This window comes from Nitrobacter sp. CN101, from assembly GCF_055390255.1.
Genome location: NZ_AP038833.1, coordinates 1,656,314 through 1,670,088, shown reverse-complemented (window position 1 = coordinate 1,670,088; position 13,775 = coordinate 1,656,314). Strand labels below are relative to the sequence as shown.

Annotated in this window: 12 protein-coding genes; 9 read left to right on the top strand and 3 right to left on the bottom strand. The window is 57.7% G+C overall.

Going from position 1 to position 13,775, the window contains the following annotated elements; translation table 11 throughout:
- The first annotated feature begins 499 nt into the window (after positions 1-499).
- Positions 500-1,768, top strand: coding sequence for an MFS transporter (locus tag ACZ5IL_RS08210; protein WP_464596253.1), 1,269 nt, complete (start codon positions 500-502; stop codon positions 1,766-1,768).
- Between the two features lie 463 nt (positions 1,769-2,231).
- On the top strand, positions 2,232-2,498 hold the full coding sequence (locus tag ACZ5IL_RS08205) for a hypothetical protein (protein ID WP_464596251.1): 267 nt from the start codon (positions 2,232-2,234) through the stop codon (positions 2,496-2,498).
- A 234-nt stretch (positions 2,499-2,732) separates the two neighbouring features.
- Here ACZ5IL_RS08205 and ACZ5IL_RS08200 read toward each other — a convergent pair whose 3' ends face one another.
- On the bottom strand, positions 2,733-3,017 hold the full coding sequence (locus ACZ5IL_RS08200; RefSeq protein WP_464596249.1) for a hypothetical protein: 285 nt from the start codon (positions 3,015-3,017) through the stop codon (positions 2,733-2,735).
- A gap of 596 nt (positions 3,018-3,613) precedes the next feature.
- Here ACZ5IL_RS08200 and ACZ5IL_RS08195 point away from each other — a divergent pair.
- From ACZ5IL_RS08195 to ACZ5IL_RS08165, 7 genes are all read left to right on the top strand, one after another.
- Positions 3,614-4,012 carry a RidA family protein gene (locus ACZ5IL_RS08195; protein WP_464596248.1) on the top strand — a complete coding sequence of 133 codons (399 nt, stop codon included), beginning with the start codon at positions 3,614-3,616 and terminating at the stop codon, positions 4,010-4,012.
- 939 nt (positions 4,013-4,951) lie between these two features.
- The gene (locus ACZ5IL_RS08190; RefSeq protein WP_464596247.1) at positions 4,952-5,914 is read left to right on the top strand and encodes a LysR family transcriptional regulator; all 963 of its coding nucleotides are present in this window, start codon (positions 4,952-4,954) and stop codon (positions 5,912-5,914) included.
- Between the two features lie 571 nt (positions 5,915-6,485).
- Positions 6,486-6,641, top strand: coding sequence for a hypothetical protein (locus ACZ5IL_RS08185; RefSeq protein ID WP_464596246.1), 156 nt, complete (start codon positions 6,486-6,488; stop codon positions 6,639-6,641).
- Between the two features lie 9 nt (positions 6,642-6,650).
- Positions 6,651-7,127, top strand: coding sequence for a DUF5681 domain-containing protein (locus ACZ5IL_RS08180; protein ID WP_464596244.1), 477 nt, complete (start codon positions 6,651-6,653; stop codon positions 7,125-7,127).
- Positions 7,120-7,509: a hypothetical protein gene (locus ACZ5IL_RS08175; RefSeq protein ID WP_464596242.1), complete on the top strand. Its 390-nt coding sequence runs from the start codon at positions 7,120-7,122 to the stop codon at positions 7,507-7,509. Before ACZ5IL_RS08180 ends, ACZ5IL_RS08175 begins: the two co-directional genes overlap by 8 nt.
- Complete coding sequence (locus ACZ5IL_RS08170) at positions 7,509-7,742, top strand: hypothetical protein (protein WP_464596240.1); 234 nt, start codon at positions 7,509-7,511, stop codon at positions 7,740-7,742. Before ACZ5IL_RS08175 ends, ACZ5IL_RS08170 begins: the two co-directional genes overlap by 1 nt.
- An 81-nt stretch (positions 7,743-7,823) precedes the next feature.
- On the top strand, positions 7,824-8,522 hold the full coding sequence (locus ACZ5IL_RS08165) for a recombinase family protein (RefSeq protein WP_464596238.1): 699 nt from the start codon (positions 7,824-7,826) through the stop codon (positions 8,520-8,522).
- Here ACZ5IL_RS08165 and ACZ5IL_RS08160 read toward each other — a convergent pair.
- Together ACZ5IL_RS08160 and ACZ5IL_RS08155 are read right to left on the bottom strand one after the other, a co-directional pair.
- Positions 8,488-12,819, bottom strand: coding sequence for an NACHT domain-containing protein (locus ACZ5IL_RS08160; RefSeq protein ID WP_464596237.1), 4,332 nt, complete (start codon positions 12,817-12,819; stop codon positions 8,488-8,490). The two genes, ACZ5IL_RS08165 and ACZ5IL_RS08160, sit on opposite strands and share 35 nt — an antisense overlap.
- A 282-nt stretch (positions 12,820-13,101) precedes the next feature.
- Positions 13,102-13,719 carry a hypothetical protein gene (locus tag ACZ5IL_RS08155; protein ID WP_464596236.1) on the bottom strand — a complete coding sequence of 206 codons (618 nt, stop codon included), beginning with the start codon at positions 13,717-13,719 and terminating at the stop codon, positions 13,102-13,104.
- Positions 13,720-13,775 lie beyond the last annotated feature (56 nt).

Here is a 13,775-nt window from a genome sequence, read left to right as displayed (position 1 = left end):
CTCCAAAGCGAGCAACGGGTCCGCTTTTGCGGTGATGGCGATTCCGGAGCTAGTAATTGAAGTTTCGGATCACCATTTTGATATTTCAATTTCAGTCAAAGTGATATCGTAAAAGCAATGAGCCCTGGGCCTATCTGCGACCGACTTGGCGCCCGGCGGTGGGATGCCGAGTTCCGCGGAAACTCGAGCGGCATCTCGATATGCAGGAGCACGAGCCTATTCCTGCAGACGAAAGCGGAGGCTGAAACGGTGTTGACAGTTACGCCGCGCATGAGGTCACCGCGACCTGCCGATCTTCTGTTGAACGATGCGTTCGATGCCGAGGAGTATGGCCATCGCCGGCGCTATGCGGGCGTTGTTTTCCCATTACGATGAGAACAGGAAACCAGGAATTATCCTTGGTGCAGGTGCGGTGAGCCAGCCAATGGCAATATCCAGGGAATAGATATTCCTTTTGTAGGAGGAAGCCTTGGAAGATCCAGCTGTCGAGGTTGATGGGATGGCCGATCCGCCAGGCAACCCAAGGGTTTTATGCATTTCGTTTCTAGCATTTTCGCTCGGTTTTGCGGTTTGGGGGATGTTTTCCGCACTCGCCCCCTTTCTGATCAAGTGGTACAATTTCAGCGCCACCCAGGTGCTCGTACTGGCCGCGATGGAGCCTTTTTTCGCGGCCGCCGTCAGCATCCCGCTCGGCGTCCTGACAGACAAGTTCGGTGGTCGGACAGTTTTCACGCTTTTGCTTCTTACCCTCACCATTCCCCTGTTTGCCGGGTTCTTCGCACAAGGCTACTACGCCTTTCTGCTTCTGGGGTCGCTGTTCGGACTCGGAGGCGCGAGCTTCGTGGTCGGCAATGCTCATGTCGCGTCCTGGTACCCCAAATCGAAGCAGGGGACAGCTCTTGGCATCTTTGCTATGGGCAATATCGGAATCACCGTCGGCATGATGACCGTCACTTTCCTGGTTACCCGCGTCCTCGATGGCCCGGACGGTTGGCGGCTGATATTCCCGATCTTCGGCGTCCCCACACTGTTGATGGCGCTGGTCTATTGGTTTTTTACGTCCGATCCGCCGCACAGGCAGCACAAACCCGCTTCGCTACGTGAAATCGTCTCCGTGTACCGTTCGGGCGTGGTGGTTTGGCTCGTGCCGTACCTTTACTGGGTCTCCTTTGGCACCCTCACCTTCTTCGCGTCTGCGATGCCGACCTATCTGCTCGATCGGTGGCATGTGGATGCCACCCGCGCGTCCATGGTGTACACCCCGCTGCTGGTGGTCTGCGTCGCCATCACCCGACCGCTCGGCGGCTGGCTGGCCGACCACTTTGATGTTCTGACAATCCTGAGCTGGATGTTCGGCATCATGGCCGTTCTGGCCCTGGTCATGACCATGCAGATTTCACTGCATGTCGAGCTGATCGCCATGTATGGGCTTGCGCTGCTGGCCGGTGCTGCTGCAGCAGCCGTCGTCAAGCTGATCTCACTCTACTTTCTCGATCACGTCGGGGCGGTCAGCGGGCTGGCCAAGGCCGCCGGCGCGGCCTGCGGCTTCACCATGACGATCACCCTCGCCGCCAGTAAGGATCTTCTGGGCGGCTATACTCTCGGCTTTGCCATCTGGGCGCTGATGAACGTCGGCGCGTTCTACATCACACTTTCGCGCATCGGCTTCAAGCATGCAAAACCGGACACTGAAGCCATTCCTTCGGGTGACGGTACCGATGGATCTCGCTCTGTTCAAACATCGCTACCGCCAAGCTCAGCGAGATAGACAGGGTGAGTGCCTCTCTCGCGTGATTTCGGGAACTGACCTCACGGCGACGGCGGTGCCGCGATCGGTAAAGACCTCGACAACCTGCCAAAGTTGCAGGCGGATTAGGTGTATGCATAGCGCCATCGCGACCTTGCGCGCTCCTCTCACGCCGCGGTCGCGCCGCTTTCCGATGTGAGATCATCGTTGCCGATACCGCAGGCATCGGCAACGACGTCCCTGATCTGCTTGAGGTTCGGCTGCTGGAGCGCTCATCGATGATCTATCGTGTTGGACCGATTAACGAGATCGGAATTGCCCAAGTGTGATAGTTCGCTAATGACGCTGCCGATGCGTCCTCCGGGCTCTGAGCGTTCGGCGCAGTGCATTTGTACCCTTCCCCCTGAATTTTTGCTTTCGCGTCCAGTCTCAAATTATTGACGACGTTTTCGTGTACAGGGAGGCGGCGAATGCGGCCTCGCCCATGGATTCCGTCGATCCGAGCTACGCCCAAAAGCTGTTGTGCGAACTGGCGGCCTGGTCGCAATCGATCGGCTTCGCGCCGCACCGGGATTTCACCGTAATGGAGCGCATATTCGGCGAAGTGAACGCAGACGACAGCGATGCCGTCTTACAGTTTGCGAAGGCAAGCCCGTGTGCCTACCGCAAATCAAATCCGAACATATTGATGGTGCAGTCCGCCCAGGATCGGACGACAGAGAATGCGTCCGGCTGTCTCGGCGGCGCGTGATTTCGACGCGTTTCGTTCTGGGGATTTTGGTCTCGCCATTCAAGTCGAAGTTGCGGTTTGAAGCTGAGAACGCGGTGCTTCGACATCAGTTGATCGTTTTGCGACGCAAGCTGCGTGGCCGTGTTCGACTCGCAAACAGTCGACGAACGACTACAGCACCGGTCGTGTCGACGCCAACAACCCTGCAAGAGTTCTTGCCCAGATCAACCTCGAGGATCATTGCAGCAATGCATACTAACGATGATGCGTTCTTATTAAACTCTGAATAAATTGAACGTAATCGCATCCCAGTTCAGCCAGCGAGTTATAATCGTATTTTTCGAAACGCTTATCCAAACCGCTCCCGCCAATGTCAGCACCGTCCGGGTATATGTAAGACACCACACCGAGCAACCTGTATACCAATGCAAATTGCTCCGGGCCCCCATCAACGCTTGACTCATACTTTACACCAGCTTGTTTCAAGAGCGCCTCTAATAGAGACTTTGTCTCTAGTTGAAACGATGAGAGCTTTTCCATCTACTCGCTCCCTCTGCCCAGCTCGATGATGCTGGCCTGTGACCGATTCAACCCACTGGCCCGCAGCTCGGAATACTTTATCACCGCCGGGCGCTCGTCCTTCCCCAACTTGAAGATAGCGATTGCTGTTTAGCAAAGCACCTGGTCCAAACAATGGGCGATAGCCCTTTGGAACAAATCCAGCTGCTGCCCACCCGGCCACTTCATACCAATCCACGCATTGAAAACATTCGGCCGGTGAACCAGCTCTTCCGGCCTTCGCAAGAATCTCCTGTTGCACAACGTGTCCCTCGTCGGGATTGCGAGTGCTACGGAGTCAAACTGCGACACCGTTTGACCCAAGATTTTCCCATGCCGAGTCTCAAAGAGCTGGAGCGCGCTCTCTCGCCTAATGAAAGGATGAATCTCAAACCTGGCGGATTAAATCGGGCTCTGTCCCAGTATACGTTCTCAAGCCTGAAAGCGGATCCACCAAGGAAGAAGCAAACATTCTGTCACGTATGAACGGCAATGTCTGCGCCTCCCAAGTGGAGGTCTGCGATCAGGAAAGCAACCGACGAGACCGATGTCGGGATCCTTATAAAGGGAAGTAAATCATGAAACGTCAGATCATCCGCGTCGAACCTCTCGCTAGCCTGCTCGATAAATACAATGCTCCCAAAAGCACCGCAGTCCGCCACGGCGACACTCTATATGTGACCGCTGCGCCGCCCTTCGAGCCCGACACGGGCGACATCTGCAAGGGCCCGGGTACAATCGTGCGGCAGACCGAACTTGTGCTGGAGCAGATGAAGCTCTGTCTCGAAACGGCCGGTTCTTCGCTCGACAATGTGCTGAAATGCAACGTCTATTGCGCCGCGGTGGAATCATTCAGAGAGGTGAACGAGGTCTATCGGCGTTACTTTCCTAAGGATCCGCCGCCGCATGTCCTCATTAATGTGCGGCAATGGAGCGGCGGATTTGACATTGAGATGGATTGCATCGCAGCCGTCTGACACACTGCCGCCCCATAGGGGAAGTCGGATGTTTTCAGCTAACTTCGAAGTGAACCGCACTTCGGCGTGACCTAACCGGGCTTTTTTGACTTGAGCTTTGTGAGAACTGAGCGAAGACAAGGAGCTTTGATCATGCCGAAGAGGCGCGGATCCAGGATGGCTTGCGGCTGACAACGCTGGTCGACGAGTTCACACGGGAATGCCTGGCCATCCGCGTGGCTCGTCGTATCAACAGCCGACGTGATGCTTGCCAAAGGTGTTCCAAAACACATACGGTCGGACAATAGCGCGGAGATAACAGCCAAGATCGTCGGCAACTGGTTCGCAAGGCTCGGAGCACAATCAGGTCACTTGCGCCAGGCGACCTTATTCTGATGGCCTCGTGGCATGACCATGTCTCTGCCGCGAAACCAAGCTTATCGCTTCAGATGCTGATTCGCTGCCTCGCGTGAGGGTCGTTCGGGACCATAGTATGTTCGACCGCCGAGAAGCCCCCAATATTACGCCGACGTGAAGGACCACGAGAGTATCCACGCTTGATTCTGTGGAAAGTGTGCTGCAGCGACGAAAGCTCGTTGCAATTTTTTCGAACCCGTCTCGACGAGGATATCTAGCTGTCCGGAAAAACTAGTGTGGTGCTCGATGTTGGCGTTCTCCGAGAGAAGTTGCGCTTAGAGAAACGCATTCGACAGGTTCTCTCCGTCCGAAATTACTCTCTGAACTTAACGGACTTTGGCGTTCTCGCGGTTGGCGCGCTTTAGAGCATTCACGGACCGCGGTGCGCCAGCTATTCACGCAGCAGCTCGTTCTCGCATTCCAGCTCGCGAACCCTCTGATGCCAGCTTGTTCTACATTTGGTCAGGGGTGGAGATAGTCCGTTTCTTCCTCATTCATAATCGACTATTTTCAATAGCCATCCTCTCGACAGGTGAAAATACCATGGACCGTCTGGAAGCGATGCAGATCTTCGTCTCGACCGCCGAAACGGGAAGCTTCTCTGCGGCCAGCCGCAAGCTCGGCGTTCCCCTTCCCACCGTCAGCCGAAAGGTGTCGGAAGTAGAGGACCACCTGAAATCCAGACTGCTCATCCGCACGACCCGCAAGCTTTCATTGACAGACGCCGGCGCAGCCTATCTGGCGGCGTCGAAACGTATCCTCGACGACATCAGCGCCGCGGAAACGCTGGCTGCCGGAGAATACACCGCGCCCCGCGGCGAGTTGATCATTGCCGCACCGATTACCTTCGGACGCTTTCACGTTCTGACGATGGTGAACGATTTCTTGAAAGCCTTTCCGGACATCAACATCCGGATGTCCTTGTCGGACAGAGCCGTCAACCTGTCGGAGGACAACATCGACATGGCGGTCCGGATCGGGGAGCTACCGGATTCCAGCATGATCGCAACGCGCGTGGGTAGTGTTCGCCGCGTCGTTGTTGGCAGCCCGGAGTACTTCGCGAAAAACGGAATACCTAGGACACTTTCGGACCTCGTTGACCTCACATGCGTGACGTTCGCGGCCCTGAATGGCAACTCATCCTGGGTCTTTCCGGGGAAAGGGCGTAGCGCAAGCCAACCTGTGCGGCCCACCTGCCGCCTCAACATAAATACCGCCGAGTGCGCCGTCGACGCCGCTATTGCCGGGATCGGTCTCACTCACGTTATCTCCTACCAAGTCGCGACGGCGGTATCCGAGGGCAAGTTGCAGGTCGTGCTTGACGAGTTTGAGCCCCCACCTATGCCCGTTCATCTGATCCACGCGGCACAGGGCCGGCTTCCGCTGAAAATGCGCAGTTTCCTTGAATTCGCGGCGCCCCGGCTACGCAAATCATTGGAGAGCGACGAAGTAAAACTCTCAGCCAAACCACCAAGATTGGTTCCGGCCCGAGAGAGCGTGACGTAAATGCAAAACTCACCGCGTAAGGTTCGATACTTCGGCCACTGTCATCGCGCGTGAAATCTGACCTTCGCCGGCTTCGCGCTGGATGAGGGATGGGATTCTGAGTCGGCCGGCACACCAACGACGATCGCGTCTACCCCGGCAAGTTGGACCATGGCTACGTCATTGCTACGTACATGGGCGGGCCCAATCCACACGAACAAGGCCGCGCCCAATTCTGACGCAAGATCGACAACGCGATTGATGCCAGTGTCAGCCGCAAGTGATGTCTGCTGTTGGCCCAAAGCAGACCTAAAAACGAAAACGTCCGACGCATTGCGCTACGCCATGGCCGTTCGTAGCCGGCAAGTGCATCCGTTGCTCGGCCGCTAGAACAACGCCCGCCTTTGGGTCAGAGGCCAAAGGCGGGCGTCACAAGCGCGACATCATCGGAGATCCATCGCCCCGCCAAATCGTATTGCTTGGTTACCCTTAAACCCTATCCACAAAGGTGTTTTGAGAAACTCTCGCATGGCTGTACGGTGTACCCGCAGGGATCATCAAGCGAACATCACCGAAATAGGAGATCACCAAGATGAATCCCGAACAAATTAAAGAGCTGCTAGCTGCTTTGGAAGAGATGCGCGGCGACGTCACCGCGCAGATTTCGAAGATTAGTGATCGGTGCGATGCGCTCGACGCCGCGATGGGTCACCTTCCTGCCGATCTACAGTCCCGTTTTCCGTCGTGATGTGATCCAATGACGAAGCGTCCCGTTGCTGTAAAATCAGCGACGAAAGCAGCGAAGCCAAAGGTGCGGGGACGCCCTTTTAAGAAGGGCACATCTGGCAACCCGAAGGGCAAACCACCGGGCACACGCCACGGTCTAACGATTTTGGCCGAGACGCTAATGGCGGCCGATCTCGAAGCGGTTGTTTCCAAGATGATCCGGAAAGCAAAAGCCGGTGACGTGGCGGCCGGGCGATTGATCCTCGATCGAGTCATGCCGATGCGCAAGGGCCGGCCCGTCGTGTTTAAATTGCCTGAGATGGACTCGGCGGCGGATGTTGTCGGTGCCCTGGCGACCGTCACGGCGGCCATGGCGGCCGGTCAGCTCTCTCCGGCCGAAGCTGTCGAGATCGCTGGCGTTGTTGAGCTGCAGCGGCGCGCGATCGAAACTATGCAAATGGAAATTCGCCTGCGTGCGATCGAGCAAAGGATGGATGGCAATGAATGAACTGGAAAAGCGCATCGCGGCAATTGAGGCACGGCTCAACATGCAGCGCACGAAAGACGGGACGTCACCGTTCCGCATCCTTCGCTTTGAGGGCGGATTGCCGGGGCCGATCAATTGGGCCTATGCGAGCGAGCACCGATGGCAACGCGATGCCGATGCCGGAGAGGACTTAGAGGCGTTCGTACAGCGGGCAGCGATAGCCGCCATTACTGCAGGCGAAACCTCGATAAACGTTGGCGGCTTGCCGCGCAGTGACGAGCTGGCGCACTACAAAACCTTCGAGGAGTTGTGGGCCGTGATCGGGGTGGACTATCCGGAGGTGCCACCGTGCGAGCGACAGGGATACGAGCGGCGATCGTCGCCATACGGAGGCGGACGCTAATGCCTCGTGCAGGGCAGACCGGCCACCATGCTTTCAACGATCCCGGCCCGGCATGCCCTGATGCCGACTGGCATCCGATCACGGTTTCTCAGGATCCAGAGCAAAGCCTCGCGCTGATCTTCACGCAGCTTGGCCGCGACTACGGTGGCATGCTGCCTCCAGATTTTATGGTGCATCGCCGTGTTGCAGACGGGACCATCTCTCGGGGATGGATTGGCAGCACCAGCCGGTAACGCGCTCCGGCGGTACTTGATTTCTCTTTGTGGCATTGCCATAATACGTGGCGTTGCTTTAGCAATGCCACAGGAGCAGCCATGAAGGTCTACGGGTATTGCCGAGTTTCGACCTCCGAACAGGCCAATGGCGGCCTATCGCTCGACATCCAGCGCCAGCAGATCACCGGCTACGCCATGATGAAGGGCTGGTCGGTGGCTGAGTCCTTCGTCGAGGCCGGTGTGTCGGGATCTGTACCACTCGCCGATCGGCCAGAGGGACAGCGATTGCTTGCTGCGCTCCAGCCCGGCGACGTCGTCATCACCGCGAAGCTGGACCGCGCCTTCCGCTCTGCGGCCGATGCGCTCGGCACCCTTGAGCAGCTGAAGGACGACAAGATCGCGCTGCACATGATCGACCTGGGCGGCGACGTCACCGGTAACGGCATCTCCAAGCTGGTGTTCACCATCCTCTCTGCGGTGGCCGAGAACGAGCGCGACCGTATCCGGGAGCGGGTGCGTGATGCCAAGCGTCATCGCGCGTCCCAGCGCCTTTACAACGGCGGCAAGAGGCCCTTCGGCTATGACATAGTTGAAGGTCGGCTGGTGCCGAATGCGAATGAGCAAGCTGCGCTGAAGCACGGGCGTGGCATGCAAGCCAACGGCGACAGCCTTCGAAGCATCGCATTCGCCTGGATGAGCGAGTTCGGCCTGGACAAGTACGATGCGAAGACGGTCCAGCGCATTCTAGCGCGCGAAGATGGCGTTAGTCCGCTGTCGCTTCGGGGTCCTGCGTCATAATCGGCCAAGGTTTCCCAGACGCGAGATCGGGATGACGTGGTTCGCCTTCCGGCAATCCAAATTGGTCGCGAATAGTGTCTATGTCGCTTAGCCAACGCGACGCCACGTCCTTCGGTCCGCCATCAGTGGTCATAGCCAAAAGCTTGCGGCGCAGCTCCACCGCCGGTATCGGGACCACATTATACGCATTCTGGTGGCCATCCACGGACACATGATTGGTGACAGCCTTCTCGATCGTACGCCAGCCGCGGAACCTTAGTCCATCTTGCTCACATTTGAGGAGCAGGAGTAGACCATCTTCGTCGGGATGCTCGGCGACCGCTCCTGCGAGCTTCGCCAATCCCGGTGTGGGTGCGCCATCCTTTAGCAGGGAGTAGACGTGCCGACGCAGATCTTCATGCTCCGCGAGCAGCCCGCCAAGCTGACGGATCAGGTGCCAATTGTTTCTGGATTTACTATCCAGAGTACCCGTTGCAACAAGATCGATGAGCCGTCTCGCAGACGACACCGTATTGAGCGCGATGACACTATTCTGCCATTCATCCTCGGCGTAGAACCTTGCATCCGCTTCGGCGAGCTTGAACAAAACCTCTTCAGCGGATTCCGCGGGTGCATGGGCGTAATTGCGCACCAAATCTCGCAAAAAATATGGGTCGGGCTGCGCACGCGGCAAGCCGCGAAGGACCGAAAGCACGTCGGTGGGTCTATTGACGAAGGGTAGAAGGCGAAGCCAAACCTTCAGACCATCGCCTTCGCCTTGCGTCAGTATCCATGATTGTGTTTCCGCCGCTTCCAAAGTGGCGTTGACGCCAGTAACCACATCCGCCAAGTCGACTTCGCAACCGGAGAGCACAAGGCTCCAAAGAAGGTCGGAGCGCGCAGATTCATATCGCTCCGTCGGCGCGATAGAGATGAGCTTGCGGATTGTGGCGTCCCGCTGGCCGTGCGGTAGACGGAGCCCTACGATGCCAAGCGAGACTGCAAGCAATTGCTGTTTCGTGGTCGTGCCATCCGCAATCAAGCGATCAACTGCGCCGAAGATTGCCTCAGCTTCATCGCACGTTGCAGCTGGGTTAGCTACACGCGCAGCACGTTTCGTTTCGAAATTAGACCAATCGATCTCACCGAGGAAACGGCTGCTCTTCGGTTCGTTCGCCCTGCGGTATTGATCCGCGAGCACGCGCGCCGCGAGTGCTCCGAAGTGCTCGTCTTCCAGATATTCACGCATGAGAGCTGCGGTTTCAGGCATTTTGATCGCCAAGAACGCGCCTTGGTATTCGTGAGTATAAGGCGTGCGCGCTTCGTGAACAGAACTTCCGTGCCTCCAACCTTCCACTTCGGCTCGCGCGCGAAAATCGCGATAGAGCCGCAGGTTGTCGTCATTCATCCGCTTGATGAGCGGCAACAAGCCGACATCAGGAACATGACTGGCAAGCGTCGCAATCGCGGCCTTGTGCCAACGCTCGGCATCGCTAGAAGCAAGCATGAGCGTTCCCCATTTTTCGACTAGCCCCTGAACAGTGCGGACAGCATCAGCATTGAAGGGCCTGGCGTGTTCACTATCCCGGTCCGAGCCACGCGAAAGGAGTGAAGCGAACCTAGCCATTTGTTCACTGTTGAGCGTCGGCGAGCGTTCAACGATAGCCTCAACGAGACTTTCGCCCGGCACATGCGCAATGCGTCTCTCCAGCGCACCGTAGGCTTCACTCGCGGCGCGCTCCGCGCGAATGTGTGGCGCGAGTGCGAGAAGACGGTCAAGCATTTTTCCGACGGCGACAGGTCCCAGAACAGAGGCGGCGGCGTCGGCCTGCGTATCGTTGCTTGCGGGATTAGCTAAGGCGAGGTTGAGCAGCACCTCGTCTTCGATAATATGGCCGACAGAGGCGAGTATGTCAGCTGCGCCATGGAACAGCACGCGGTCTTCGCGCAGGCGCACAAGCAAGCCGTCTGCGACGGCGCGCGGGTATCGGTCGCGCGCTTCATAAATAAGCCGCACCCTTGCATCCTGTCTCTTGTCAATCTCCATCGTGGCGATGATAGACGTCAGCTCGCTACTGTAGTCCCCGTTGGCTTCCCCGTATACGATCCGCCGCAAGCGGCCCTCAATGGACGTCTCTTCTGAAACCAGTCGCTTGCGCGCGGCTTCAATGCCCTGCCGAACATCTTCGTCATCGATCTCGTCAATGAGACTCCTCCGGGAAACAAGGTCGAAGGTCTTTTCATCCGCATCGTGCAAGATGTCGGCGATATGGCGATCGGCACGCCGGAACGCCAGCGCATCGATTACGGATGATTTGACCTCCGGCTCAGGATCGTCTTTTGCGATGCTGGTTGCCAGATCTAGCCCGTCCATCCCGCTCCGCGACGCGATTTCGTAAAGGAGCACTAGACGAGGCTTCTGCGGGAGCGCTTTGATTTTCTGCACCGCGTCCTCTCCGAGGATCGGCGACCGGAACCGTTTGCAGTTGCGCAGTGCCTTGAGACTGATTTGCTCGTTTTCATCGGTAATGAGTGGCCACACATGATCGAAAAATTCTGGGCGGCCCGACGTGAGCATAAAGCGGAAGGCGCGATCGACTTTTCCGAGCGCGTGCCAATGCGCGATATGCTCTTGAATGGACACGGCGACCTGCATCCATAGATCGTCCGAAGAACGATAAATCATCTCCGCGGCGAGGATCGGATCGACCTCGAACGCAGCGAGGATCGCTTTGCCGCTGGCGGCACGGTGGTGCTCATCGCCTCGCGACATGCGTTCTACCGCGAAAAGGATCGCCTCCTCCCAGGCAGGGAAATTGTAAATCTCCGCCTTAAGCGCTTCTCGGCGCCGGGGATCGTTCACTTCTGCGATGATGCGGCGCTCGACAAAATGGGAAGCATACCATTCCTGAAACTGCTGATGCTGGAACGAGACGCCCGGCGTATCGCCTGGACGCATAAGGACATGATGGCTGACCAGCACGTCGAGAACGGCATTTGGCTCCGGTTTGATCGTGATTTGCCCATTGTTCCCAAGCAATGCCGCCGTGTCGGAGACAGATCGCCGTGCGTCACTGTCTGAAACTGCGGTGTTAGCGGTGCGCGTGGCGAGCACGGCCAAGCCGTCCAGGTAGTCCTGCTGGAAATCCTGCACAACGCCATGCATTGCCTCGGCGCGGCTCGTATCCCTTTCGTGGGCGGCCACGAAATGCCGGAGCACCTCCTCTTTCGTGGTTGGGAACGGCATTCCCCTCGGAAGGGACAGCAACGCAGTAAGATACAGCGGAATGGTCACAAGCTCCCGGACACCAGCCGTGCGTAGCGCCTGATCCATTAGCTTCATGCCATCCTCCCCGCGCACGGCCCGGGCGATCTGCATCTGCTGCTCATAGCTCAGCGGCAATAGATCGACGCGCTTGCCACCGAACGGAATGTCGAGTGCCTGATTGCGCGGCGTTCGTATCGAGACTACGAGCCCAAGCTCGGGCAGCTCAGCTTTGAGCGTGTTCACTTGAACGCGGGCACGCTTTCGCGCTTCCGCATCGAGTTCGTTCCAGCCGTCGAGCAGAAGGACGACACCGGGTCGTGCGGCGGCCTTGCGGAGATTGTCTTCCGAAACCCCCCTGAAGGCGGGCCGCTTGAGAATAGAATCGAGTACGGTTGCGGTTTCGGTAGCCCAATCGTTCAGCATCACGATCAGTGGCGCGCCGTTCTCGTTCTTGAGCACGCCTTCGGCAACCTGAAACACCGTCGTTGTCTTGCCCATGCCTGGGCCCGCGACGAGGATCAGGTCATCGAGCGAAGTAACGGCCCGCGCGAGAGCATCCGTTGTGAAGGGCGTGTCGAAACCGTTCACTTCCAGCCGGAGCGCCACGGAGGTGGACGGCCATTTTGCTGTTTCGCGGAAAACACCGAGGTCTTTTTCGGCGGCGCGCCTTAGACGCGTCGCGAGGTCGGCATCGCCGACGGCGGCAGGAGCGCTTGCGACTTCGTTCCGCAGCACGCGCCGCCAAGAATTCAGCTCCGCCTCTCTCTTCCATTCTCGGAGGACAGTTGCGGTGAATTGCTTCACGTCGGAATCGATCGCTTTGCCGTGATCTCGGCACATCCAGATGCCATTGTCTGCGGACGAGCGCTCGTCTTCCGACATATTTTTGTCATAGCGGGGACCACCGGGCGCGGCCGCACAGATGTGCGCGGCTGTACCGATGTTTATCTCGCCTTGCCCGTCTTCGGTCGCGCCCACGGTGGGCGTGCGGCATGACGGAAAGCAGCAAAGCCAGCCCGCGCGCTTAGCGATCTGGAGAACGGTTTTCACCGCAAAGTCGTCTCTGCTTTTCTTGGCCACGCCGGTTTGCTCAACGATTCTGCCAACGTGAGTGGCATCGACTCATGTCGATTTAGCATGGTACCGCCTTGCGCAAGAGGTGACCTGGAGCAGGTCGATGCGAACGATTGTCAGCTACATCGGGGTATCGACCGGGACAACAGCTCCGTTCGGAATCTGTTGGCGCGATCACCGTGATCCACGTCTCCGATTTCTCTGGTGCGAGTTGTCCTGCCTCGGTGGGGGCCCTCAGCTGTCCCTCAAGGCATCGCTTTAGATTCCCATAGACCTAGCTTCCTCTATGAGATGCGCGACATAGGCGACAAAGAGCCTGGCAACGGTCGGGGGCATTTGGTCTGGGAGCGTTACTCCTAGATGTTCGTATGGCGGGTCGAAGTGGTCCTGGAAGCGAGGGTCTTTGACGCGGACTAGAGCTAACGATGGCTTGCTGTATGCCTGGGTCGAAACAACCTCTTCGTTTGAAGATGAGACCTGAACATGCCCGCGCGCATCTTTTCCGATTCGCAATTCTAGCCCGTCTAATTTGGCCGGATCAAATGGTTCACGTATTGTGATAGTTGCTTGGCCGGCTTCCATGCGTTTGGTTACATCTTCAATTCCGTGCTCTTCCGAATTTCTAGCATGATGCATATACGACAGCAGCGGATCATCCTTCCGCGCCTTCTTGGCTCTGCCAAACCAAGCAGATGCCTTCCCGTTAGCTTTACTGCCCTGCTCGAGCTTGGAATAAACGGCGTTTCCTGACAGGAGAAGATCGGACCATGCGCTTTCGGCTTCGTTGAGCGTCGCGGCTGCCTCAAATCGCGCAAGGGCAGCCTTTGCTTTCTCTAGGCGAGCAACACTATGGCGGATTGAGGCGGATTCGGTCATGGCAAAGAAACGGGGCGAAGTTGAGCGGCAATCGGACGCGGCGCTGACGGGAGAGA

What these genes read in the sequence shown, in the direction of transcription:
- ACZ5IL_RS08210 (WP_464596253.1), top strand. Translation starts at nt 500, where the DNA reads ATGGCCGATCCGCCAGGCAACCCAAGGGTTTTATGCATTTCGTTTCTA.
- ACZ5IL_RS08205 (WP_464596251.1), top strand. Translation starts at nt 2,232, where the DNA reads ATGGATTCCGTCGATCCGAGCTACGCCCAAAAGCTGTTGTGCGAACTG.
- ACZ5IL_RS08200 (WP_464596249.1), bottom strand. Translation starts at nt 3,017, where the DNA reads ATGGAAAAGCTCTCATCGTTTCAACTAGAGACAAAGTCTCTATTAGAG.
- ACZ5IL_RS08195 (WP_464596248.1), top strand. Translation starts at nt 3,614, where the DNA reads ATGAAACGTCAGATCATCCGCGTCGAACCTCTCGCTAGCCTGCTCGAT.
- ACZ5IL_RS08190 (WP_464596247.1), top strand. Translation starts at nt 4,952, where the DNA reads ATGGACCGTCTGGAAGCGATGCAGATCTTCGTCTCGACCGCCGAAACG.
- ACZ5IL_RS08185 (WP_464596246.1), top strand. Translation starts at nt 6,486, where the DNA reads ATGAATCCCGAACAAATTAAAGAGCTGCTAGCTGCTTTGGAAGAGATG.
- ACZ5IL_RS08180 (WP_464596244.1), top strand. Translation starts at nt 6,651, where the DNA reads ATGACGAAGCGTCCCGTTGCTGTAAAATCAGCGACGAAAGCAGCGAAG.
- ACZ5IL_RS08175 (WP_464596242.1), top strand. Translation starts at nt 7,120, where the DNA reads ATGAATGAACTGGAAAAGCGCATCGCGGCAATTGAGGCACGGCTCAAC.
- ACZ5IL_RS08170 (WP_464596240.1), top strand. Translation starts at nt 7,509, where the DNA reads ATGCCTCGTGCAGGGCAGACCGGCCACCATGCTTTCAACGATCCCGGC.
- ACZ5IL_RS08165 (WP_464596238.1), top strand. Translation starts at nt 7,824, where the DNA reads ATGAAGGTCTACGGGTATTGCCGAGTTTCGACCTCCGAACAGGCCAAT.
- ACZ5IL_RS08155 (WP_464596236.1), bottom strand. Translation starts at nt 13,719, where the DNA reads ATGACCGAATCCGCCTCAATCCGCCATAGTGTTGCTCGCCTAGAGAAA.